Raw genomic sequence first — 23,960 nt, 5'->3', positions numbered from 1 at the left:
GTCATGTTCAGCGGCCTTCATTGCAAGCCAGTAACAGCTCGTCCATTTTCAGGATCATCACCATGCAGTTCAGCAAATCGAACAAGCTCGCAAACGTCTGTTATGACATTCGCGGGCCCGTGCTCAAGCACGCCAAACGCCTGGAGGAGGAAGGTCATCGCATCCTCAAGCTGAACATCGGCAATCCGGCACCGTTTGGTTTCGAGGCGCCGGACGAAATCCTTCAGGACGTGATCCGCAACCTGCCTACAGCCCAGGGCTACAGCGACTCCAAGGGCCTGTTCAGTGCCCGCAAGGCCGTCATGCAGTATTACCAGCAGAAACAGGTCGAAGGCGTTGGCATCGAGGACATTTACCTCGGCAACGGCGTGTCCGAACTGATCGTGATGTCGATGCAGGCCCTGCTCAACAATGGCGACGAGGTTCTGGTACCAGCCCCCGACTACCCATTGTGGACCGCAGCCGTGGCGCTGTCTGGCGGCAACCCGGTTCACTACCTGTGTGACGAACAGGCCAACTGGTGGCCTGATCTTGCCGATATCAAGGCCAAGATCACGCCGAACACCAAGGCCATGGTCATCATCAACCCGAACAACCCGACGGGTGCCGTGTACTCGCGTGAAGTGTTGCTGGGCATGCTGGAACTGGCCCGTCAGCACAATCTGGTGGTGTTCTCTGACGAGATCTACGACAAGATTCTGTATGACGACGCCGTGCACATCTGCACTGCATCGCTGGCCCCTGACTTGCTGTGCCTGACCTTCAACGGCCTGTCCAAATCGTATCGCGTTGCGGGTTTCCGCTCTGGCTGGATCGCGATTTCGGGCCCCAAACACAACGCGCAGAGCTACATCGAAGGCATCGACATTCTGGCCAATATGCGCCTGTGCGCCAACGTGCCGAGCCAGCATGCGATCCAGACGGCACTGGGGGGTTATCAGAGCATCAATGACCTGATCCTGCCACCGGGGCGTCTGCTTGAGCAACGTAACCGGACCTGGGAACTGCTCAACGACATCCCTGGCGTAAGCTGCGTCAAACCGATGGGTGCGCTTTATGCCTTCCCGCGTATCGACCCGAAGATCTGTCCGATCCACAACGATGAAAAATTCGTGCTGGACCTGCTGCTTTCGGAAAAACTTCTGGTCGTGCAAGGCACAGCCTTCAACTGGCCATGGCCGGATCACTTCCGCGTCGTGACCCTGCCGCGTGTGGACGAACTGGAGCAGGCCATTGGCCGCATCGGCAACTTCCTGAAGGGTTATCGTCAGTAAGCCCGTCACTCGTCTGACCGCAAGCCCCACTGCCCCGACCTGTTCGGGGCAGTTTATTTCAGCCTGCTTAAATACAGGCCATTTGCCCTGTTATCCGCCCCAGGCATCGCGCGCTATGGCTCAGGCGCCGTTCAGCTTGTGCGGATTACCATCAAGCCTGAGCAGAGGACACAGTTTGAAATAGTCCCTCTGTTGAATCGGAGCGGTCATCACCTTATATACCCGGCATCCAGTTACATTTTGTCCTGAGGAGAACGTTTCGACCATGATGCGCATTTTGCTGTTTTTGGCCACTAACCTTGCGGTCGTGCTGATTGCCAGCATCACCCTGAGCCTTTTTGGCTTCAATGGGTTCATGGCGGCCAACGGGGTTGATCTCAACCTCAATCAGCTGCTGGTTTTCTGCGCTGTGTTCGGTTTCGCGGGCTCGCTGTTTTCGCTGTTCATCTCCAAGTGGATGGCGAAGATGAGCACCGGCACTCAGATCATTACCCAGCCGCGCACCCGCCATGAGCAATGGTTGCTGCAGACCGTCGAACAACTGTCCCGCGATGCGGGCATCAAGATGCCGGAAGTGGGTATCTTCCCGGCCTACGAGGCCAACGCCTTCGCGACAGGCTGGAACAAAAACGACGCGCTTGTTGCCGTCAGCCAGGGCTTGCTGGAACGCTTCTCGCCCGACGAAGTGAAGGCGGTTCTCGCTCACGAAATAGGCCACGTTGCCAACGGCGACATGGTCACGCTGGCATTGGTGCAAGGTGTGGTGAACACTTTCGTGATGTTCTTCGCGCGAATCATCGGCAACTTCGTTGACAAAGTGATTTTCAAGACCGAGAACGGTCAGGGCATCGCGTACTACATCACCACGATATTCGCTGAACTGGTGCTGGGTTTCCTGGCAAGCGCCATCGTGATGTGGTTCTCACGCAAGCGTGAGTTCCGGGCTGACGATGCCGGGGCACGACTGGCGGGCACGCAGGCAATGATTGGCGCACTGCAACGCCTGCGTTCCGAACAGGGTGTGCCAGTCAACATGCCTGACAGCCTGACCGCGTTCGGCATCAACGCCGGTCTCAAGAAGGGCCTGGCTGGCCTGTTCATGAGCCACCCGCCACTGGAGCAACGTATCGAGGCACTTCGCCGCCGCGGTTGATCCTTGAAGCAATAACCGAAAAGGGCGACGAGAGTCGCCCTTTTCTATTCAGGGCTGAGGCGAGGCCATTCAAGCCTGCGGCTTGCGCACCAGCACATAGGCATTTTCGTCCATTTGTGTCACACCGGCCTTCAAGGCTTTGGCGCTGCTCTGTAAGGCGTCGCGCCCTGCAACCTTCGTGAGTTCCCAGCCGGGGGAGACAAACGTCGCCAGCCACTCGTCAGGCACCGAGAACGGCGGACCCGCCAATATCGCCTGATCGTAATCCAGGGTAATCAATAAACCACCGCACCCCGAGGGCAAAAGCCTGCCCAGATGCTCGACATAGCGTTCGCGCATTGCCGAGGGCAGCGCGATCATGGCCGCCCTGTCATAAAGGACAGTGCACAGTCCGATATCCTGCGCAGTCAGCTGGAAAAAATCACCGCACCAGATTTCCAGCCCTTGTGTCGCGTAGACGCTGAACGCTCCCCGGTCAGTAATATGCGGTTCAAGCTGACGGGCAACGAAATAGTCCTCGACTGCTGTTTGCGACAGCTCGACTCCAATGACTGTATGACCCTGATCTACCAGCCACCCGAGATCGAGACTTTTACCGCACAACGGTACCAGCACGCGCGCGCCCGGCTCAACACCTGCCATCGGCCAGAACTCACGCAGAAGCGGATTGACCTGATCCTGATGAAACCCGATCTGGCCGGTCGTCCAGCGTTGCTGCCAAAAATCTGCCTGCATGAAACCTCCAGAAAATCCGATCAATATGCGCCAGAACTTATATTAGATTTAGATGATGAAGATGCCTGAAGATAAGTCATTCCCCCTCTTCTGGAGCCTTCATGTTTCCCAGCCTGTTCATCTCTCACGGCTCCCCGATGCTGGCACTGGAGCCTGGCGAAAGCGGCCCCGCGCTGGCGAAGCTGGCCGCCGAAATGCCCACACCCCGCGCTATCGTGATTGTATCTGCGCATTGGGAAAGCAACGAACTCATCGTCAACGACAATCCAAAACCGGAAACCTGGCATGACTTCGGCGGCTTTTCGGCTGAGTTGTCCGCCATGCAGTACCCCGCCCCTGGCATGCCGGAACTGACGCTTGAAGTCCTGGCGCTGCTGACCGCAAGCGAACTGTCGCCCCGTGTCGATACGCGTCGGCCGTTTGATCATGGCGTATGGGTTCCGCTGTCATTGATGTATCCGCACGCCAACATTCCGGTGGTACAGGTGTCTCTTCCCAGCCGTCAGGGCCCGGAACTGCAAACACGCGTCGGCAAAGCGCTCGCCAGTTTGCGTAATGAAGGGGTGCTGATCGTGGGTTCAGGCAGCATCACGCACAACCTGCGCGATCTGGACTGGGATGCCGGCCCAGAGAGTATCGAGCCATGGGCGCTGGCGTTTCGAGACTGGATGATCGAAAAGCTCCAGAATGATGACGAGCCCGCCCTGCACCACTATCGCAGTCTGGCCCCGCATGCTGCTCGAGCACACCCCAGCGACGAGCACCTGCTGCCGCTGTACTTTGCACGCGGCGCGGGTGGGCCATTCAGCATCGCGCATCAGGGATTCATGATGGGTACGCTGGGCATGGACATCTATCGGTTCGGCTGACCATCGACTCAGTTGAAACAACGACTGTCAGACACGCTGATTGCAACGCAAAAAAAATCCCCGAACCAGTCGGGGATTTTTTATTGGACGATCAGCTCAAGAGCGGATCAATCCTCGCGATAGCGACGCAGCTTCAACTGCTTGCCAGCAACGCGGGTGTCCTTGAGCTTGGTCAGCAGACGCTCAAGGCCATCTTCCGGCAGCTCGACCAGGCTGAAGCTGTCACGGACCTGGATGCGGCCGATGGCTTCGCGGGCCAGGCCGCCTTCGTTGAGGATAGCGCCCAGCAGGTTCTTGGCAGCGATACCATCACGCGCACCCAGCGCGGTACGGCAACGAGCACGGCCTTCGGCCAGTGGAACCGGAGCACGACGCTCACGCTCTGGACGATCACCGCGATCACTGCGCTCCGGACGATCACCACGTGGGGCGTTGTTCGGAACCAGTGGGCGCTCGCGCTCGATGGCCGACAAGGTCAGTGCCTGACCGTTGGTGGCCTTGCGCAGCAATGCAGCAGCAAGAGCACGCGGGCTGCAACCGATATCGGCTGTCAGACGATCAAGCAGCTCGCCATGAGTCGACTCTGCATCAGCAACCAGCGGCGCAAGGCTGTTGGTCAACTTCTTGATGCGTGCATCGAGAACGGCCTGGGCATCCGGCAGGCGGACTTCCGCAACCTTCTGACCGGTGACACGCTCGATCACTTGCAGCATGCGGCGCTCACGTGGAGTGACCAGCAGCAGTGCACGACCTTCGCGACCTGCACGGCCAGTACGGCCGATACGGTGAACGTAGGACTCTGGATCGTAAGGCATGTCCACGTTGAACACGTGAGTGATACGCGGGACGTCAAGGCCACGAGCAGCAACGTCGGTCGCTACAACGATGTCCAGACGGCCATCCTTGAGGGATTCGATAACGCGCTCACGCTGGTTCTGGGCGATGTCGCCGTTCAGAGCAGCGGCCTTGTAGCCTTTGGCTTCCAGAGCACTTGCCAGGTCCAGGGTCGCTTGCTTGGTGCGCACGAACATGATCAGGGCGTCGAAGTCTTCGACTTCCAGCAGGCTCAGTACAGCCGAGGTCTTCTGGTCAGCGTGAACCAGCAGGTGAGCCTGCTCGATCGCGGTAACGGTCTGGGTCTTGGTCTGGATCTTCACGTGCTTCGGATCACGCAGATGGCGCTCAGCGATGGCACGGATGGATTGCGGCAGTGTGGCCGAGAACAGAACGGTCTGGCGGGTCTCAGGCATGGCCTTGAAGATGACTTCCAGGTCGTCCATGAAGCCCAGCTTGAGCATTTCGTCTGCTTCGTCGAGAACCAGGTGGTTCACGGTCGCCAGGACTTTTTCGTCACGGCGAAGGTGATCGCACAGACGGCCCGGGGTAGCGACGACGATCTGAGCGCCGTTACGGATAGCCTTGAGCTGTGGGCCCATTGGCGCACCGCCGTAGACCGCTACAACGGTCACGCCCGGCATTTGTTTTGCGTAGGTCTCGAACGCGGTGGCAACTTGAAGTGCCAGCTCGCGGGTCGGGGCCAGGATCAGTGCTTGCGGCTCGCGCTTGCTCGGGTCGATACGATGCAGGATAGGCAGTGCGAACGCAGCGGTTTTACCCGTACCGGTTTGCGCCTGACCAATCATGTCGTGACCGGCGAGAATAATCGGGATCGATTGCTGCTGAATGGCCGAAGGCTCTTCGTAGCCAGTGGCGACGACAGCTGCAACGATATTTGGATGAAGTTCGAGAGCGGCGAAGCCGCCGATTTCCTGGGTCATGGGTCTGCCTCTAGTGCATCCGCAAAGACCCATGCTTCAAAGCTGCGCGTGCCGTGTACGACCTTGAGGTCACCCTGGCTGCTTTGTCGGCGGGGATTTGCGAAAACGTTTGATGAATGGATCGCCTAGGATAGTCCGCATAGCGAACACGCGACCGAAGCTGGCTTCGGGGAACTGCAATACCTGGACGAGGGCCCTGTTAAGGCCGGCGCGCACTATACCGGAATTACGGATAAAAGTGAGTCTTTTTTTGCGGAACAATGTGTACGGAACGAGAAAAATCAGGCTCCACCAGAGAGTGGAAACCGGACGAACGTGCTGCGGGGCCGCCATGGCGGGCACTCCAGCTTAAACGTTTCACTAATTCCTGCGGGGCATCAAGGCTTAGTCTTGCGACGTGCGGCGAATTGTCCCACATGCAAAATGGGGAAAACGCCAATACCTGTCAGTTTCAAGTCGCCGGTCGTAACGCCTTGATCAGCGACTCCAGGGAATAGCCCAATCGAGGTGCCAGTGCGTCGGCACGCAGGTTCAACGCGTTGATATCCAGCTCCTGATCCAGATCGGCGGGCACGATCAGGATGACGTTGCCCTCTTTTACCGGCAGCTCCCAGTAATGCCGATGGTACAGCCCGCGCAGCAGCGCAGCGCCCAACGGTTTGCCGTCGTCGGTTGCCCACTGATTGATGATCAGCCAGCCACCAGGATTGAGCCGCTGCTGGCAGCCGTGCAGAAAATTCCAGGCCAGATGTCCGACACCCGGGCCCACATCGGTGTACAGGTCGACAAAGATCAGGTCGGCGGGCTCGGCGCTGTCGAGCAGTTCCAGCGCATCGCCGATACGTATATAAAGCCGCGGGTCATCGTCGAGCCCCATGAACTCCATGGCCAGACGCGGAACATCCGGGCGCAGTTCGATCACCTCGACGTCATCCAACGGCAGGAATTTCATGCACGCCTGGGTCAGCGTGCCGGCACCCAGCCCCAGAAACAATGCGCTCTCCGGCACCGGGTGGCACAGGGCGCCGATCAGCATGGCGCGCGTGTAGTCGTATTCCAGCCAACTGGGATCAGCCGTGAACGTACAACTCTGCTCGATGGCATCGCCAAATTCGAGGAAACGATAGTCGTCCACCTCCAGCACGCGGATCATGCCGAAGTCGTCGTGGACCTCAGCCAGAATTCGTTCTACGCGCTCACGCTCTTCCGTCATTACCGTTCCTGGTTGTACCTGCGCCCAGCGCAAAGGATGAATTGTCAGCCAAGCGCGCCGCTTTGTCACATTTGCACGTCGATGCATGGGCAGATGCTTACCCGCCCCGCTGGCAGCGTGGCCCTGAACTGCTAACATGATGGCCCGATTGCACAACCCTTGAGCCAACAATGAGCCAACCCTGGAGCCCCGACAGCTGGCGGGCACTGCCTATACAGCAGCAACCGCTTTATCCTGATGCCGCGCACCTGTCGAAAGTAGAACAGAGCCTGGCCAGCTATCCGCCGCTGGTGTTTGCCGGTGAAGCCCGGGAATTGCGCCGTCAATTTGCCGAAGTGACCGAAGGACGTGCGTTTCTGCTGCAGGGCGGTGACTGCGCCGAGAGCTTCATGGAGTTTTCTGCAGCGAAGATCCGCGACACGTTCAAAGTGCTGTTGCAGATGGCAATCGTGATGACCTTCGCTGCTGGCTGTCCGGTGGTCAAGGTAGGGCGCATGGCAGGGCAGTTCGCCAAACCTCGCTCCTCCAACGATGAAACCATTGATGGCGTGACCTTGCCGGCCTACCGGGGCGACATCGTCAACGGCATCGGCTTTGACGAAAAGAGCCGCGTCCCGGACCCGGATCGTCTGCTTCAGGCGTATAACCAGTCGACGGCCACCCTGAATCTGTTGCGCGCATTCGCACAGGGCGGGTTTGCAGATCTGCATCAGGTGCACCAGTGGAACCTGGATTTCATTGCCAATTCGGCACTGGCTGAAAAATACAGTCACCTGGCCGACCGAATCGACGAGACCCTGGCGTTCATGCGTGCCTGTGGCATGGACACTTCGCCGCAGCTGCGTGAAACCAGCTTCTTCACGGCCCACGAAGCGCTGCTCCTCAACTACGAAGAAGCGTTCGTACGTCGCGACAGCCTGACCAATGATTACTACGATTGCTCGGCGCACATGCTCTGGATTGGCGACCGCACCCGGCAACTGGATGGCGCGCATGTCGAGTTCCTGCGCGGCGTGAAAAACCCGATTGGCGTCAAGGTCGGGCCGAGCATGAACACCGATGACCTTATCCGTCTGATCGATATCCTCAACCCCGACAACGATCCTGGTCGCCTGAACCTGATCGCTCGCATGGGCGCCAACAAAGTGGGCGATCATTTGCCACAATTGATCCGTGCCGTCGAGCGTGAGGGCCGCAAGGTGTTGTGGAGCTCCGATCCGATGCATGGCAACACGATCAAAGCCAGCAGCGGTTACAAGACCCGCGACTTCGCGCAAATTCTTGGCGAGGTGAAGCAGTTCTTCCAGGTGCATCAGGCCGAAGGCACCTACGCGGGCGGCATTCATATCGAGATGACCGGCCAGAACGTCACCGAATGCATCGGCGGCGCACGTCCGATCACCGAAGACGGCCTTTCGGACCGCTATCACACCCATTGCGACCCGCGCATGAACGCCGATCAGTCGCTGGAACTGGCGTTCCTGATTGCTGAAACCCTGAAACAGGTCAGGCGCTGAGCCCTGCTTCGCCCTGAGAGCGGAGCGCCTCCATCAGACGCGCTCCACTGTTTCTCTGACAGTTGACCTGAACCTGCGTCAACCCCAGCCAATCGGCCAGTTGACGCAAGTGATGGGCCAGCGCTTGCATGCCGTCCTCGTCCAGCCCTTTGGTCTCCTCATGCACGGCATGCACGGCCAACCTGCCCAATGCACGCTCGGCGCGCAGATCGACGCGGGCAGCGATGCGTTCGTTGTGCAAAAAAGGCAGCACGTAATAGCCATAAATGCGCTTGGCCTGAGGCGTGTAGATTTCCAGCCGATAGCGAAAGTCGAACAGCCGTTCAGTGCGTGAGCGCTCCCAGATCAAGGAATCGAACGGTGACAGCAACGCACTGCACGACACCTTGCGCGCAGTGCTGTTGTCAGGCAGACAAAACGCTTTCTGCTTCCAGCCCTCTACCTGAACAACCTGCAAGGCGCCCGCCTCCACCAGCTCCGCCAACAGCAGACGGCTCGGTAACGGGTCCTGACGAAAGTAATCACGCAGATCCTTTTCGGTTCCCACGCCTATTGCATGCGCTGCATGCAGCAACAGACCACGCTGCGCATCGGCCTCGCTGATTTCAGGTTGGTCGAGTACGGCCATCGGCAAAACTCGCTCGGGCAAGTCATAAAGACGCTCGAAACCTCGACGCCCGGCCACTGTTACCTTGCCGGCCGCAAACAGCCACTCAAGCGCCAGCTTCTCGGCGCTCCAGTCCCACCAGGGCCCTGCGCGATCCTGGCGGGTACTGAGACTGCCCGCCCCCAACGCGCCCTGCTCCCGCACGGCTTGTAACACCCGTTCCACTACCGGCTGTTGCTCGCGGCCAAACTTCGCCAGTCCCAGGTAGATTCCCTCACCCTGCGCTGCACGTCGCATGCGCCAGCGCATCAGCGGGTACAGTTCGATGGGCAGCAGCGACGCTTCGTGGCCCCAGTACTCGAACAGCTTGCGGTGCCGCCCCTGACTCCAGGCTGCCTGGTCCAGCAAGGTTTGCGAGTAGATACCCAGCCGCGAGAACAGCGGCAGGTAATGTGAGCGCACCAGCGCATTGACCGAATCGATCTGCACCACGCCCAGGCGCTGGATCAACTGGACGACATGGCTGGCCTTGATAATCGCGGGCGGCTGGCGCCCCGTGAAACCCTGGGCGGCCAGTGCCAGACGACGTGCTTGCTTGAGGGACATATCTACGGACATCGAATGTTCTCCGTGAGGACCCTGCACGCTAGCCGATTATGCCGTGCCTTGTCAGCGCTTCATGGGATCGTCCCAGAAAGGACGCTCGTACTCCTGAAGGACGTCGACCCGGCTCAGTCCCATGTCCTTGAGCGCAGAATCACTCATGCCTGCGAGCGTCCGGCGTTGACGGTGCAGCTCGTACCAGCGACCCATCAACTGCTTGAACGCGGCCAACACCTTGCAAACCTGACTGTCAGGCGCAGGGCTTGCCACCTGTACGTAACTTTTTTGACCTTTCATCATCCTGCCCTCCAGTTGGGGATGACTAAAGTCTCGCTCCAGGCGTAGGATCAATCCAACGAATGTTTATTATCCTTAGCATCTGGGAGATTGATGTATTGGCTACGTACCCCAGCATAGACACCGAGCTGCTACGCACCTTTGTTGCGATCGCCGACCACGGCGGTTTCACCCGCGCTGGCGAGGTTGTCAACCGCACTCAATCCGCCGTCAGCATGCAGATGAAGCGGCTGGAAGAGGACATTGTGCAGCGCCAGCTGTTTCAGAAAGAGGGTCGCACCCTGAGCATGACAGCGGAAGGTCAGGTGCTGCTGGGCTATGCCAGGCGTATCCTGAAACTGCACAGCGAGGTGTTCAATACCTTGCGCGAACCGCACATGATCGGGGTGGTAAAGATCGGCTCGCCCGACGATTACGTGATGCGGTTTCTGCCCGGTATCCTTTCTCAGTTTGCACAGGCCTACCCGCTGGTGCAGGTGGAAGTGCATTGCGAACCGTCTGACGTGCTCTTGCAACGACACGATCTTGACCTGACCATTGTCACGCGCAAACCAGGCACCGAAATAGGCCAGCTGCTGCGCCAGGAACGTCTGGTGTGGGTAGAAGCCAACGGTTTTGCACCCCATGAGCAGACGCCCATGCCACTGGCGATGTTCAACAGCCAGTGCTTCTGTCGGGAATGGGCCTGCAATGCGCTCGACATCCGCGAGCGCGAATATCGCATCGCCTACAGCAGCGCCAGCATGTCGGCAATCATGGCGGTGGTCGGCGCAGGGCTGGCGGTCACCGCGCAGTTGCAAAGCCTGGTCACCCCGGACCTGCGCATCCTTGGCGAGGCAGAAGACCTGCCGCAGTTGCCCACGGCCAGCGTGGTGCTGCTGCGCAACCCGAAAAACCCTTCACCCATTACCGAATGCATGGCCGATTACATCGCGCAGGGCTTCAAACCTTGAGGGCGAGAATCACCGCGCACAGCACCAGAAAAATACAGAACATCAAGCGCAGGGTCCGCTCTGGCAGCGAATGAGCCAGCCTGACGCCCCAACTGATGCTGGCCAGTCCGCCGACGGCCAGTGGGATGCCCATGGACCAGTTGACGTGATCGTGCAGCGCATAGGTCACCAGTGTGATGCCGGTGCTGGGTGCGGCCAGCGACAGTGCCAGCCCTTGGGCAACCACTTGTGTCGCGCCAAACACGCTGGTCAGAATCGGAGTTGCCACTACGCCTCCGCCCACGCCAAACAGCCCGCCGGTCACGCCGGAGCCGACGCCCAGCAGCCACAACCATTTTTCGCGGCGCAGCCCGACACTGGCCTGCGACCTGCGCCAGTACATCTGCGCCACATTGAACACCGTCAATACAACCAGAAAGCCGATAAATCCCAGACGCATGGCCTGTGGATCGAGGCGTACAGCCAACAGAGACGTCAGCCAGGCGAAGAAAAAGCTGGGGATAATCAACATCAGCGCATTGCGCAGCAAAATGCGGTTACGCTGGTTATAACGCCACAAGGCAAGCAAGACGTTGGGTAGCACCATTAATAGCGCCGTACCTTGCGCCAGTTGCTGATCCAGTCCGAACAGCACGCCCAGCGCAGGTATCGCGACCAGGCCTCCTCCAATCCCGAACAGCCCTCCCAGGGTGCCCATCGCAGCACCCAGCAACACAAACATCACCACTTCAATCACGCCACACCCTCAATCAGCCCATGGCCAAATGCTACGCAGTCCTGAGCGCCACGCAAAACGATCAGCGCAACAAAAGGTCTGTTTTTTCATGCATGCACCTGCGATAGCCGTTTTGAATGATCGGCAAACAGCAAATTATCTGGCGCATTAAAGAGCGCAACACTAAATTAACCCTCCTTCCCAGCGCACGAGGATTGTCCATGAGTGACGAGCAGAGCCCTACCCCGCAAACAACCGCCGATTGCGACTCGTTGCTGCTGGACAACCAGTTATGTTTCGCCCTCTATTCCACCTCGCTGATGATGACCAAGGTGTACAAACCCTTGCTTCAGGCTCTTGGACTGACCTATCCGCAATACCTGGCGATGATGGTGTTGTGGGAGAAGGACGGAGTAACGGTGGGTGACGTAAGCACTCGCCTGTTGACCGACCCGGGATCGTTGACACCCTTGCTCAAGCGCCTGGAAGGTGAAGGTTTCATCAGCCGTACCCGCAGCAAGGAAGACGAGCGCGTGGTGTTGTTGCACCTGACCGAGCAGGGCCGCGCACTCCAGCACAAGGCGTTGACTGTGCCTGGCTGCATCCTGTCCGCGAGTGGCCTGACGATGGACAAGCTGCATGAGCTGCAGAACGAGCTGTTGAGCTTGCGTGGTCATCTTCACGACAGCCTTTGACCGCGACGAGTTGTAGGCAATGAAGCTGTAAACCCCCGCAGTTATCGCTTCGACATATCAAGATACAATCCTGGTACTCAAAAGCTCAGTAATATTCAGCAAGCGCAAATAGCAAGCATTACCATTCGCATCCAAAAAATCATAACCTCTTTGGATACGCATCTTCATGCCTGCCCTTCTGCGTCTCAAACCTGCTTCAATCGGATTCTCCGTATTACTGACTGCAGGCTTCGCTTGCGCTGCACCCACCACCTTGCCCGCGCTCAACATCGGTGCCGACGCAGAGGCTGACGATCATCGCGTGAAAGAGGTCAGCACCGCCACGAGGACCGAGACGCCGGTGCGTTATGTGCCGCAAGCGATCGACTCGGTAAAGGCCTCCAACGTGCTGGATTACGGCACCAACGATCTGGGCACGGCACTGAGCGGGATTCCCAACGTCAGCAACGCTGCCGATACCCGCTTCGACAGCTTGCGGATTCGAGGCTTCGACGCCAGCAACGACTTTTATCTGGACGGCATTCGCGACGACAGTCAGTACGTCCGCGACCTGCATAACATCGAGCGTATCGAGGTACTCAAAGGGCCCGCGGCCGTACTTTATGGACGTGGCAGCCAAGGAGGTATCGTCAACCGGGTCAGCAAAGCCCCGCAGTTCGGTCGCCATTCCACTCTGGAGGCTCAAGCAGGCAGTGACGACCTGCGCAGCCTGTACGCCGACCTCAGTACAGATCTGACTGACAACGTCAGCCTGCGTCTGAACATGGGTAATCAGGACGGCAACAGCTTCCGCGACGACATCTCCAGCAGCCGACAGCTCTTTGCGCCGTCGATCAGTTGGCAGCTGACGCCCGATCTGAACTGGCTGGTGCAGTACGAGTACAGCCGCTATGACCGGACACCGGACCGCGGCATTCCTGGTGTCGGTGGACGTCCCGCCGATGTCAGCCGCGAGACCAGCTACGGAGATGATCGCGACTACATCGACGACCACTCCCAATCATTGCGCTCGAAGTTTACCTATGCAATCAACGACGACTGGCAACTGCGCCAGACCCTCGGAATCTTCAAACTCGACAGCGAGTTCGACAACACTTATCTGACGGGCTACGACCCGGCAACCCGGCGGGTCAGCCGCCAGCGCTGGCAGCAGGACCTCAGCACCCGTAACTTCTTCAACAACCTTGAACTCGAGGGCCGGGTTGAAACTTTTGGTCTGGAACATCGCCTGCTGACCGGGCTGGAAGTGGGCAGTCAGCGCCGCGACCCGACGCTGTATACCGCAGCCACCTCTGGCGCTGGCTTTCAAGCCGTGCCTGCGCTGGACCTGCTCAAGCCGGATCGCAACCTGAGCCACAACGGTCGAATGATCACCTCCAGCGACAACCACACCGAAGTCGAGAGCCGCGCCGCGTATGTTCAGGACCAGCTTCGCCTGAGTGATCAGTGGCAGCTTCTCGGTGGCCTGCGCTACGACGTTTTTGAGGTCGAAACCACCAACAGGCTTCGCGGCATTCAGGACCAGCGAGACAGCCACAGCACAAGCCCGCGTGTGGGCGTGGTCTGGACACCGCTGCAGGATCACTCTTTCTATGCATCCTGGACCAAGACTTTCTCACCGGTGGGTGGCGGACTTATCGGCATCACTCCGGGCGCCTCGGGCAATGCCAACGACCTCAGCCCGGAAATGACCCGACAGAAGGAGGTCGGGGTCAAAAGCGACTGGCTGGAGGAGCGTTTGAGCACCACGTTGGCTGTCTATGAGCTGGAACTGTACAACCGACGCACGACTGACCCCTTGAACCCCACCGTGACGCTTCTGACCGGCTTGCAACGTTCACGCGGCGTGGAGCTGACCGCCACAGGCCGGGTGATCGGCGACTGGTATGTACGCGGCGGCATCGGCCTGCAGGACGCAACGATCGTCGAGGACGACAACGGCCTGGAAGGCAACCGTGTCAGCAACGCTGCCAAGCGCAATGGCAGCCTGTTCGTGACCTGGAAACCGGAAATGGGCTGGTACGCGGAAACCGGTCTGACCCTGGTCGGTGAGCGCTTCGCTGATAATCAGAACACTACCGTGCTGCCCGGTTACGGCCGCTGGGACGCACTGGCGGGCTTCCGGCACAAGGACTGGGACGTGCGGGCAGCGCTCAACAACCTGACAGACCGCACTTATTACAGCTCTGCCACCAGTGCCGCCCAGATTCGAGTCGGTGACCCACGCAACATGGTGGTGACCGGCACCTATAAATTCTGACCTTGCGTCCTGAGCTGAACGCTCACCTGGATCACCGCGCACCCGACGCGGTGATCCACCTCAAAATTTCAGCAACTTGCTGATTATCAAAACAAAAAACAGATTCTCCTTCGCTCCATCCATGTCCCGTCAGGTGATTCGCTGCTTGAGAATTGCCCGGTCGAGTCCGAGAAGCTGATGACCTTCTGGAAATTTATCTTGCGCGCAATATATTAGAGCGATATATTCATTTGGCGATTAGTTAGCGCGCAAATATTTAGCGCAATTTATCAACAATCTATCAGAGGTAACGCCATGAATACGCTCTATACCGCAGTCGCAACAGCAACCGGTGGCCGTGATGGTCGCGCCGTCTCCAGCGACAACATTCTGGACGTCAAGCTGGCGACCCCCAAAGAACTGGGCGGTGCTGGCGGCCAAGCCACCAACCCTGAGCAGTTGTTCGCGGCGGGTTATTCTGCCTGCTTTATAGGCGCGTTGAAATTCGTGGCGGGTCAGAACAAGCGCAGTATTCCTGCCGACGCATCGATCACTGCTCATGTCGGCATCGGTCAGATTCCAGACGGCTTCGGTCTGGATATCGACTTGCATATAAGCCTGCCGGGCCTTGAGCAGGCTGACGCCCAGCAACTGGTGGAAGCGGCGCACCAGGTCTGCCCTTACTCGAACGCCACTCGCGGCAACGTCGATGTGCGCCTGCACGTCACCGTCTGACCTCGACCGCCCAAAAGCCACCAAGACCCGATCCCGATACGTCACAGGAGCCGAACATGAAAACCCTCAGTAAAGTCCTGGCCAGCACCCTGCTCACCTTGTCGGTCAGCAGCGCCTTCGCAGCGGGCGACACCGGCGTTGAGCACACCACTCAGGCCTTTCTCGATGCCCTGAATTCAGGTAAAGGCAAGCCGATCGAGCAACTTTCGCCCAAAGACGCACGAGCGGTCCTGACCGGGGCTCAGGCAGGCGTGAAACTGACCCTGCCCAAAGCCGATGTCAGCAACAAGACCATCACGGTGGAGGCCAGCCCATCAGCCTGACGGTCGTGCGGCCCGCAGGCGTCAAAGGGACTTTGCCGGTTTTCATGTTTTTCCACGGCGGCGGCTGGGTGCTGGGCGACTTCCCGACACACGAGCGGCTGGTGCGTGATCTTGTAGCGGGCTCAGGTGCCGTGGCAGTGTTCGTCAACTACACACCTTCGCCAGAAGCGCATTACCCTACCGCCATCAACCAGGCTTACGCCGCCACTCGCTGGGTGGCCGAGCACGGCAAGGAAATCAACGTCGATGGCAAGCGTCTGGCGGTAGCCGGCAATAGCGTCGGCGGCAACATGGCGGCCGTGGTTGCCCTGATGGCGAAGGAGAAAGGTACGCCGGCCCTCAGGTATCAGGTGCTGCTGTGGCCGGTAACGGACGCCAACTTCAACACTGGTTCTTACGACCAGTACGCCGAGGGCCACTTCCTGACCCGCAACATGATGAAGTGGTTCTGGGACAACTACACCACCGACGCAGCACAGCGTAACGAGATATATGCCTCTCCACTGCGGGCCAGCCTTGAGCAGTTGAAAGGTCTGCCGCCCGCGCTGGTGCAGACCGCCAGCGCCGACGTGCTGCGCGACGAGGGCGAAGCCTACGCCCGCAAACTGGATCAGGCTGGCGTACCGGTCACTGCAGTGCGCTACAACGGCATGATTCATGACTACGGCCTGCTCAACGTAGTCAGTCAAGTTCCGGCGGTTCGTTCAGCCATGTTGCAGGCTTCTCAAGAGCTCAAAGAACATTTGAAGTAAGCGTCAACACTGGAATCACAGGCACAAAAAAACCCGCAGCAATGCGGGTTCTTTGCGTAACGGGGTTACACGACCATGCTTATTTGGCACGGCCTTTGTAGGAACCGCCTTCACGGGTATCGATCTCGATCATGTCGCCGATTTCGATGAAGTCAGCAACGCTCAGCTCGGTACCGTTTTTCAGTTTGGCAGGCTTCATGACCTTGCCCGAAGTGTCGCCGCGCGCGGAACCTTCGGTGTAGTCAACCTGACGCACGATGGTGGTCGGCAGCTCTACGGAAACCAGACGGTCTTCGAAGAACACAGCTTCGCAAACGTCGGTCATGCCTTCTTCCACGAATGGCAGAACGCTTTCGATGTCTTCTGCGTTCAGCTCGTACATGGTGTAGTCAGTGGTGTCCATGAACGTGTAAGTGTCGCCGCTGATGAAGGACAGAGTCGCTTCTTTACGGTCGAGGATCACGTCGTCCAGTTTGTCGTCAGCGCTGTAAACGATCTCGGTCTTGTAGCCGGTCAGCAGGTTTTTCAGCTTGGTCTTCATGATCGCGCTGTTACGACCGGACTTGGTGAATTCAGCTTTCTGAACCAGCCAAGGATCGTTTTCGAGACGGATCACGGTACCGGGTTTCAGCTCTTTACCAGTTTTCATTGCATATATCCGAATTTGGATGGAATTAACCAAAGGCTCTGTACGAGAAATAGCCTGCGCAGGCACTTTTCGTACAGAGCCTTGTATCAAGGCCGCGTATCATAGCGAATTTCCATAAAACTGTACCAGCGCCGTGGCAAGATCAGTCCGCGAGGCCTGTTGCAGACACCAGCGTTCCGCGTGCTTTTCGATTTCCGGCCAGTGGCCATTCAATACTCGCCAATGCTCGCCCACGTCATCACCTGCGCTCCAGCCCAGCCAAAACGTGTTGAGTGCCTGTGCCGCAGCAGAGGAAAGCCCCGCCGCATAAAGCGTCAGGAAAGACTCAAGCTTGGGCAGATGCGCACCCTCTTCCTGCTGATAGATGTGCCAAAGCATCGGCCGCCCCGCCCATTGGCCGCGGACGAACGAATCTTCGCCTCGAACCACATTGAAGTCGCAGCACCATAGCAAACGGTCGTAATCCTCCTGTCGGACGAATGGCATTACCTGAATCGTCAGCGCCCCAAAAGTCTGCACGGTTGCAGACTTGAGCGGCGCGGTATCTTGCCCACGCATTTCCCGCCACTGTTGCAGATCGCCCAGAATCCGACCTTCGGGCACTAGCAGATGCGTTGAGCGCGTGTCACTGGCCAGCGCGTCGAGCCAACTGCCCACCGTCGGGTTTTCGTAGGCAAACAGGGTCATCAATCGGGCATCGGCCCGCGGTTCGATACCCAGACCCTTTAAAAAGCCTTGCCGCGCAGCCTTGTCCTGCTGAAAAGACTGACGCCGTTCGATCAGTCCCGCCTCACGCAGCAGACCGCCTGTGCCGTCTTGAAAACCGGGGAAAAAGAAGAACTTTTTCAAGCCACTCGACTGCACGGAAGGCAACCGGTGACAGCCAGACACCCAGTCTTCGGCGCTGAGATAATCCAGATTCAGCCAGAACGGTCTGGGCGAACGTTGCAGCATCGTCCCGGTGTACTCATCGGGCAAGCGGCAGGCGAACGCCTCAAGCACCACATCCGGCAAATCCGCAGGCCGCCAGGGCGTGGGCCATTGGCAAACACTGACGCCCGCGTGCCATTGCTGCACAGCGTCCGGATCAGCACCTGGACACAGGCGCACAAAAGCCGACAGGTCGTCGATCCACAACCGCACGTTCAAGTCATGCTCGGCAGCCAGTTGGCGCGCGAGTCGCCAGGTCACGCCCACGTCGCCGAAATTGTCGACAACGCTGCAAAAAATGTCCCAAGAGGCTTTCATTCTGGCTCCCTGAGGGCAGATACATAAAACACCGATTGTCCCTCAGAACAACCTGCCTTCACCAGACCGTGAATTGTGCAACGTGCTCACGCGCAGAGCAGTTGTCATACCGAATGCCCAGTCATGGCACAATCACAGCTGTTGCCCTTCGCCAGGATTTCAGCCATGTCGATCCCTAACCGTCGTCGCGAATTTTACGTCTCGTTGAAATTGATCCTGTGCATCGCGCTGGGCATCTGGCTTGGCGCGGTGGCGGTATTTCTGACCGGGCTGCTGCTTTACAAAAATCTGCCGCCCGCGCAGACCCAGACACTGGAAAGGGCCGCGGCGCAACTGACCGCGCCGCCTGCGCCACAGGCTGAGCCCGAGACTGCGATGTTCCAGAAGTACGAGCAGAGCCTGCGCGAAAGCGAAGCCAGACAGGCCCGCGAACAGGCACAGGAACAGCAACAACGAACCTTCAGTCGATCCAAATGTGATTTCTGGATGCAGCAGGATCGCACTGCCCCGAGCGAAAAAAGCCGTGCGAGCATCAATCAATACTGCGGATAAACCATGAACAAAGCGGATGTGTTGCAACGAATCACCGTCAAACTTAAAGTCGATCTGGACATCGCCCAGCGTGCCGCGCAAACCGCGTACGAAGCGGCCACGCACGAAGAGAACATTGCCGAAAACAAGTACGACACGCTCGGCCTGGAGGCCTCCTACCTCGCAGCGGGCCAGGCACGGCGCGTCGAGGAAATCCGTCAGTCGCTGGTGGTCTATGAGCAGTGGCCACTCAAGCCCTTTGATGAATCCCGTGGCATTCAGGTGGGTGATCTGGTGGCCGTTGAAAACGACAACGGTCAAACCCAGTACGTTTTTCTCGGGCCTGACGCTGCGGGCCTCAAAGTAAGTTCTGACGACCGGTTGATAACGGTGATTACGGCTCATGCGCCCATGGGACATCAGTTGCGCGGCAAATTCGAAGGCGATGTTGTGCAGATTGTCATTAATGGCAGCCAACAATCATTTGAGATCACCCACGCCTTTTGACGCTGCCTTTCATCGCAGGGTTGATCGTCCCAAGTTTTTATGGGTAAGGTGGGTCGTCGTTACAACCACAGTAACCGGGGCAACATCACAGCAAGCAAGGACTAAAACCCAAGGAGATTTTTCATGACGAACGTCATCGCTTTCCCTGACGCCCATGAACGTGATCGCCTGAAGTCCAGTCAAGATCCGGCGTTGAGATATTTGAACAAGAAAGAGCGATTGCTGATCGACCAGCTGCGTTCGACCAGTCATGCGGGACGTCAATACGTCTACGACTACGCCAGCATCATGCACCTGTCCAGACCCTTGCACCCTGAGCCTGTGGACTGACCTGGTCAGATCCAGCCGTCGGCTGAACATCTCAGTCATTCGTCGGGGCTGCCTTTCGCGAGCCTCGGCAGATGGCCTGTGCCATCGCACTCAGCGGTTTCTCCTCTACGGGCACTCCCTACAGGCGCAGTGCCAACCTGCTCAGCATCTGAAACCCGGTGCGCACCCGCTTGCTTCTAACTTTTAATTGCATAAACCCCACTCCAAAGATTATGTTCATCATCATTAATCGCCACAATGGCGCATTACTGTGGAGAGCACTCATGCAAGATCTGTCTCGTGATGAACGCATCGCCCAATGGCTGGCTGAAGAACAGGCCGTGCGTGCAGGGCTGGCCGCTGCTGGCACGGTAACGATGTCGGAAGTGGCTGCGTTGGAGCCTGCCGAGTTTTTCGGGAAAATCAGCCGGGGTGAATTACCCAGCCCGCCCATCGGAGAGTTGATGGACTTCTTTCCGCTGCGCTGGGTACCGGGCCTGTTCATTTTTCAGGGCACGCCGGACAGCAGGCATTACAACCCTCTGGGCAGTGTTCACGGCGGCTACGCCGCTGCACTGCTCGACTCGTGCATGGGTTGTGCGATCCACACCCTGCTCAAGAAAGGCCAAGGCTACACAACGCTCGATCTGCGGATCAGTTACGTACGCGCACTTAGCGACAAAGTCGGTCCGATACGCGCCGAGGGCAAGGTCATTCATGTGGGCCGCTCCACTGCGCTGGCCGAAGGCCGTTGTACGACGTGGATGACCGACTGTACGCCACGGCGAGCACCACTTGCCTGATCCTCAACATGGACTGAACCGGCGTATTTCAAGGAACGACATGCGCAAGAGGCTGCCCAATCAGAAGATCGCTTGTGACCCCCAGGCAAATATCCTTTTCTGAACGGGCTGTTTTTCAGTCCCGCAAGCGCTGGGATACTGGGTCACGTTTACCTTCTCGGATTGGAGTATTCATGACTGTTCCCGCATTTGGACTGGGCACCTTTCGCCTCAAGGATCAGGTCGTCATTGACTCGGTCAGCAGCGCGCTGAAACTTGGCTACCGCGTGATTGATACCGCGCAGATCTATGGCAACGAAGCTGAAGTCGGCAAAGCCATTGCCGAAAGCGGCGTTGCGCGTGACGAACTGTTCATCACGACCAAAATCTGGACGGACAACTTTTCGTCCGACAAATTAATCCCGAGCCTCAAGGAAAGCCTGGCCCGACTCCAGACCGACCACGTAGATCTGACACTCATCCACTGGCCATCGCCCGAAGGTAAAGTGTCGGTGAAAGAGTTCATGACCGCCCTGCTGGATGCCAAAAAGCAGGGCCTGACGCGCCAGATCGGCGTGTCGAACTTCACCATTGCTCTGATGAACGAAGCAATCGAAACAGTCGGGGCCGAGAATATCGCCACCAACCAGATCGAATTGCATCCCTATTTGCAGAACCGCAAAGTCGCTGAGTTTGCGGCGCAGCATGGCATCCAGATCACCTCCTACATGACCCTCGCCTACGGTGAAGTGCTGAAGGACCCTGTGATTGAAGCGATCGCCAGGCGCCACGACGCTACCACTGCTCAGGTGACCCTGGCCTGGGCGATGCAACTGGGTTATGCAGTGATTCCGTCTTCGACCAAACCCGCCAACCTCGAAGGCAACCTCAAAGCGCGTGACCTGACACTGAGCGACCAGGATATGGCGCAGATCGCTGCGCTGGATCGTGGTCATCGTCTGACAAGCCCAGGCAGCCTGGCACCGGAGTGGGATTGAACGCCGGTCTCGGTTCATGCAAGAGCGAGCGGCGATGTGGCGGTATCAACCGCCGCATCGCGGTCCGTTCTGCTTAACGCACCATATTGAAAACAAGTGCAGAGATCGCGACCAGTCCGGCCACAACCACGAAGACGTTCGACAGCTTGCCTGCGTATTGACGCATGGCAGGCACTTTGTGAATGGCGTACATCGGCATCAGGAACAACAGGACCGAAATCACCGGACCGCCCAGCGTCTCGATCATGCTCAGAATGCTTGGGTTGAGTGTCGCCACTATCCAGCACACCAGCATCATGAAGCCCGCGCTGGTGCGGTCCAGCAGTTTCGACGCAGGCCGGGCGCCGGTTTTCACCATCAACCCTTTCAGCCCCTCACTGGCGCCGATGTAATGCCCCAGAAAGGACTTGGAGATAGCCACAAACGCGATCAATGGCGCAACAAACGCAATGGTCGGGTTCTGGAAATGGTTAGCCAGGTAAGACAGGATTGAAATGTTCTGCGCCTTGGCTTCGGCAAGCTGTTCCGGCGACAAGGTCAGTACACAGCTGAACACGAAAAACAGCACCAGCACGACCATCAAACCATGCGCACGAGCCAGAATCTGCGAGCTGCGTATTTCGGCCTTTTCCCCGTACTGACGCTTCTGATCGACAGCGAACGCTGAAATGATCGGCGTGTGGTTGAAAGAAAAGACCATCACCGGAATGGCCAGCCACAGGGCCGGCAAAAATGCAGCCGGCTCAGGCAAAGTGGTCGCCGTACTCAGAATGCCGCCGTTCCAGTGCGGGACAAGGAATACCGCCAGGAACAGCAACGCGACGATAAATGGATACACCATCAGGCTCATGGCCTTGACGATAAACCGCTCCCCGCAACGCACCACTATCAACAGGCCCACAACCAGAAAGAGCGCCAGCCAGATACGCGGCGGCGCTGACATATGCAACTGGTTGACGAGGAAACTGCTGACCGTATTGGTAAGCCCTACGCTGTAGATCAACAGAATCGGGAAGATCGCGAAGAAATACAGCAGCGTGATCAGCGTACCAGCGGTTTTGCCGAAGTGCTGCTCTACCACCTCTGTGATGTCAGCTCCCTCGCGCCCCGACAATACGAAGCGTGTCAACCCACGGTGCGCGTAGAACGTCATCGGAAACGCCAGTACCGCGAGCACCAGCAATGGCCAGAAACCACCCATGCCTGCACTGATCGGCAAGAACAGGGTACCTGCACCAATGGCGGTGCCAAACAAACCAAGCATCCACGTGGTGTCATTACGGCTCCACGAGGCAATATTCGCAGGAGCTACATCCAGACGTTCTACGACGCCATTTGCCTGATCATTCATCCGGTCGACTCTCCGTGGCCGGTTAATCACAAAGGGAGGCGCATCGAAAACCTGGCAGTCCCGCACCTCCCTCGAAAACAGCGGGCGGAATTGTCCGGGATTAGAGCGAGAAGTCAAAGGCTTGTCAGACGGAAGAGTTGTACGGCCACACCTGTAAATCTGGGTCACTGGATGATTTTATGACGATTCTGCGCTGGCCAGCCGCACAGGCTTACAGCAATCATGGCGATGGCTAAATAGCGTGCTGCATCGTTTCATCTATCCATGTATAACTATGGTACAGCTTTTTTTGCCACTGCCTGGAGACTGGCGCATGCGTTACGCGCTCGATCACAAAGCCCAAACTCACCAACGAATCGTCAAGGAAGCGTCTGCACGCTTTCGGCGAGACGGCATCGGTGCCACTGGCTTGCAACCTCTGATGAAAGCACTAGGGCTTACCCATGGCGGGTTCTATGCTCACTTCAAATCAAAGGATGATTTGGTCGAACAAGCCTTGCGGCACGCGGTCGACGAGATGAAAGCGATTACCACGGAAGTGTTTGACCACCGGGATGAACAGGAATCGCTTAACTACTTCATTGAGCTCTATCTTTCAGCCAAGCACAAGGAAGAGGCTGAAACCGGGTGCCCACTGCCCAGCATCTGCCTTGAACTCGGCCAGAGGAATCAGCCGAGCCCGATGACTGATGAAATTGTTGACCATTTGCTGACGCTGTTCGAGAACTCATTGCCTTGTGATGACACGAACACCAAGAGCATACTGGTTTTGTCCAGCCTTGTCGGTGCGCTGATGCTCTCGCGCAGCACCCATGACCAACAACTGTCAGAGCGGATTCTTAAAACCACCCGCGAACTCCTGCAACGGGAAGTTCTTGGTGATCAGCCTGCAAAAAACATCGCTGTGGAACTATTGACCTTGCAGTAGGCGCTGCAAAAACAGGCCGACACTCTATCGACCTGCCCACTTCAATAACAGGGACGTTTATTCAACCGATAGTTTATCCCGGTTCTTTTCAAGAATGGACTGTAACCGCTCCATTAACCCCACATTCAAAGCACTAAGCTAATGCCAGATGCTGGGCTCCCGATTCTCTCAGGAGCCCATCGATCATGATGCGACCCGA

At 57.9% G+C, this 23,960-nt stretch carries 22 protein-coding genes and 2 pseudogenes; 15 read left to right on the top strand and 9 right to left on the bottom strand.

Annotation, left to right across the window (positions count from 1 at the left end):
- Nucleotides 1–62: 62 nt before the first annotated feature.
- Together KDX37_RS26500 and htpX are read left to right on the top strand one after the other, a co-directional pair.
- The gene (locus KDX37_RS26500; protein ID WP_231656197.1) at nt 63–1,274 is read left to right on the top strand and encodes a pyridoxal phosphate-dependent aminotransferase; all 1,212 of its coding nucleotides are present in this window, start codon (nt 63–65) and stop codon (nt 1,272–1,274) included.
- 265 nt (nt 1,275–1,539) lie between these two features.
- Nucleotides 1,540–2,427, top strand: a complete 888-nt coding sequence (gene htpX, locus KDX37_RS26495; RefSeq protein WP_231656195.1) for a protease HtpX — start codon at nt 1,540–1,542, stop codon at nt 2,425–2,427.
- A gap of 69 nt (nt 2,428–2,496) precedes the next feature.
- Here htpX and KDX37_RS26490 read toward each other — a convergent pair whose 3' ends face one another.
- A complete protein-coding gene (locus tag KDX37_RS26490) occupies nt 2,497–3,162 on the bottom strand; it encodes a thiopurine S-methyltransferase (protein ID WP_231656193.1) in 666 nt (221 codons plus the stop codon).
- A 101-nt stretch (nt 3,163–3,263) separates the two neighbouring features.
- Between KDX37_RS26490 and KDX37_RS26485 the strand changes: the two genes are divergently transcribed.
- A complete protein-coding gene (locus tag KDX37_RS26485) occupies nt 3,264–4,031 on the top strand; it encodes a DODA-type extradiol aromatic ring-opening family dioxygenase (RefSeq protein WP_231656191.1) in 768 nt (255 codons plus the stop codon).
- A gap of 107 nt (nt 4,032–4,138) precedes the next feature.
- Here the strand turns inward: KDX37_RS26485 and KDX37_RS26480 are convergent, their stop codons facing one another.
- Nucleotides 4,139–5,842 carry a DEAD/DEAH box helicase gene (locus KDX37_RS26480; protein WP_231656189.1) on the bottom strand — a complete coding sequence of 568 codons (1,704 nt, stop codon included), beginning with the start codon at nt 5,840–5,842 and terminating at the stop codon, nt 4,139–4,141.
- A gap of 418 nt (nt 5,843–6,260) precedes the next feature.
- Complete coding sequence (locus tag KDX37_RS26475) at nt 6,261–7,022, bottom strand: spermidine synthase (protein WP_231656187.1); 762 nt, start codon at nt 7,020–7,022, stop codon at nt 6,261–6,263.
- A gap of 170 nt (nt 7,023–7,192) precedes the next feature.
- Here KDX37_RS26475 and KDX37_RS26470 point away from each other — a divergent pair, with 170 nt between their 5' ends.
- Entirely contained in the window at nt 7,193–8,539 is a 1,347-nt protein-coding gene (locus KDX37_RS26470; RefSeq protein WP_231656185.1) for a class II 3-deoxy-7-phosphoheptulonate synthase, read from the top strand.
- Here KDX37_RS26470 and KDX37_RS26465 read toward each other — a convergent pair.
- Together KDX37_RS26465 and KDX37_RS26460 are read right to left on the bottom strand one after the other, a co-directional pair.
- A complete protein-coding gene (locus tag KDX37_RS26465; protein ID WP_231656183.1) occupies nt 8,529–9,764 on the bottom strand; it encodes a winged helix-turn-helix domain-containing protein in 1,236 nt (411 codons plus the stop codon). The genes KDX37_RS26470 and KDX37_RS26465 overlap by 11 nt on opposite strands.
- Before the next feature lie 51 nt (nt 9,765–9,815).
- Nucleotides 9,816–10,046: a DUF1127 domain-containing protein gene (locus KDX37_RS26460; RefSeq protein ID WP_406643398.1), complete on the bottom strand. Its 231-nt coding sequence runs from the start codon at nt 10,044–10,046 to the stop codon at nt 9,816–9,818.
- Between the two features lie 98 nt (nt 10,047–10,144).
- Here KDX37_RS26460 and KDX37_RS26455 point away from each other — a divergent pair, with 98 nt between their 5' ends.
- Entirely contained in the window at nt 10,145–10,999 is an 855-nt protein-coding gene (locus KDX37_RS26455; RefSeq protein ID WP_231656209.1) for a LysR substrate-binding domain-containing protein, read from the top strand.
- Here the strand turns inward: KDX37_RS26455 and KDX37_RS26450 are convergent.
- Nucleotides 10,989–11,735 carry a sulfite exporter TauE/SafE family protein gene (locus tag KDX37_RS26450; RefSeq protein ID WP_231656179.1) on the bottom strand — a complete coding sequence of 249 codons (747 nt, stop codon included), beginning with the start codon at nt 11,733–11,735 and terminating at the stop codon, nt 10,989–10,991. The genes KDX37_RS26455 and KDX37_RS26450 overlap by 11 nt on opposite strands.
- A gap of 200 nt (nt 11,736–11,935) precedes the next feature.
- Here KDX37_RS26450 and KDX37_RS26445 point away from each other — a divergent pair, with 200 nt between their 5' ends.
- The 4 genes and pseudogenes from KDX37_RS26445 to KDX37_RS26430 all read left to right on the top strand — a co-directional run bounded on the left by KDX37_RS26445 (nt 11,936) and on the right by KDX37_RS26430 (nt 16,458).
- Entirely contained in the window at nt 11,936–12,409 is a 474-nt protein-coding gene (locus KDX37_RS26445) for a MarR family winged helix-turn-helix transcriptional regulator (RefSeq protein WP_231656177.1), read from the top strand.
- A gap of 166 nt (nt 12,410–12,575) precedes the next feature.
- A complete protein-coding gene (locus KDX37_RS26440; protein WP_231656175.1) occupies nt 12,576–14,669 on the top strand; it encodes a TonB-dependent receptor in 2,094 nt (697 codons plus the stop codon).
- A 294-nt stretch (nt 14,670–14,963) separates the two neighbouring features.
- Nucleotides 14,964–15,383, top strand: a complete 420-nt coding sequence (locus tag KDX37_RS26435; protein ID WP_231656173.1) for an organic hydroperoxide resistance protein — start codon at nt 14,964–14,966, stop codon at nt 15,381–15,383.
- A 56-nt stretch (nt 15,384–15,439) separates the two neighbouring features.
- Nucleotides 15,440–16,458 (top strand): annotated as a pseudogene (locus KDX37_RS26430) (alpha/beta hydrolase).
- Nucleotides 16,459–16,537: 79 nt separating this feature from the next.
- Here the strand turns inward: KDX37_RS26430 and KDX37_RS26425 are convergent.
- Nucleotides 16,538–17,107, bottom strand: a complete 570-nt coding sequence (locus KDX37_RS26425) for an elongation factor P (RefSeq protein WP_002554550.1) — start codon at nt 17,105–17,107, stop codon at nt 16,538–16,540.
- Nucleotides 17,108–17,206: 99 nt separating this feature from the next.
- Entirely contained in the window at nt 17,207–18,355 is a 1,149-nt protein-coding gene (gene earP, locus KDX37_RS26420) for an elongation factor P maturation arginine rhamnosyltransferase EarP (RefSeq protein ID WP_231656171.1), read from the bottom strand.
- 165 nt (nt 18,356–18,520) lie between these two features.
- On the opposite strand from earP, the gene KDX37_RS26415 reads away from it, so the two are divergent.
- The 5 genes and pseudogenes from KDX37_RS26415 (at nt 18,521) to dkgB (ending at nt 21,482) form a co-directional block, all read left to right on the top strand.
- Entirely contained in the window at nt 18,521–18,907 is a 387-nt protein-coding gene (locus KDX37_RS26415; RefSeq protein ID WP_231656169.1) for a hypothetical protein, read from the top strand.
- 3 nt (nt 18,908–18,910) lie between these two features.
- On the top strand, nt 18,911–19,393 hold the full coding sequence (locus KDX37_RS26410; protein WP_231656167.1) for a GreA/GreB family elongation factor: 483 nt from the start codon (nt 18,911–18,913) through the stop codon (nt 19,391–19,393).
- A 123-nt stretch (nt 19,394–19,516) separates the two neighbouring features.
- A complete protein-coding gene (locus tag KDX37_RS26405) occupies nt 19,517–19,723 on the top strand; it encodes a hypothetical protein (protein WP_025993849.1) in 207 nt (68 codons plus the stop codon).
- Between the two features lie 263 nt (nt 19,724–19,986).
- A pseudogene (locus KDX37_RS26400) lies at nt 19,987–20,522 on the top strand (PaaI family thioesterase).
- 156 nt (nt 20,523–20,678) lie between these two features.
- A complete protein-coding gene (dkgB, locus tag KDX37_RS26395) occupies nt 20,679–21,482 on the top strand; it encodes a 2,5-didehydrogluconate reductase DkgB (RefSeq protein ID WP_231656166.1) in 804 nt (267 codons plus the stop codon).
- A 73-nt stretch (nt 21,483–21,555) separates the two neighbouring features.
- Here dkgB and KDX37_RS26390 read toward each other — a convergent pair whose 3' ends face one another.
- Nucleotides 21,556–22,833 carry an aromatic amino acid transport family protein gene (locus KDX37_RS26390; RefSeq protein WP_231656164.1) on the bottom strand — a complete coding sequence of 426 codons (1,278 nt, stop codon included), beginning with the start codon at nt 22,831–22,833 and terminating at the stop codon, nt 21,556–21,558.
- Between the two features lie 313 nt (nt 22,834–23,146).
- On the opposite strand from KDX37_RS26390, the gene KDX37_RS26385 reads away from it, so the two are divergent.
- On the top strand, nt 23,147–23,761 hold the full coding sequence (locus tag KDX37_RS26385) for a TetR/AcrR family transcriptional regulator (RefSeq protein ID WP_231656162.1): 615 nt from the start codon (nt 23,147–23,149) through the stop codon (nt 23,759–23,761).
- The last annotated feature ends 199 nt before the right edge of the window (nt 23,762–23,960 follow it).

It is taken from the genome of Pseudomonas californiensis (assembly GCF_021147775.1).
Taxonomy (GTDB): Bacteria; Pseudomonadota; Gammaproteobacteria; order Pseudomonadales; family Pseudomonadaceae; genus Aquipseudomonas; species Aquipseudomonas californiensis.
The sequence above is the reverse complement of the archived record's forward strand: the minus strand, read 5'-3'. Positions and strand labels throughout refer to the sequence as shown.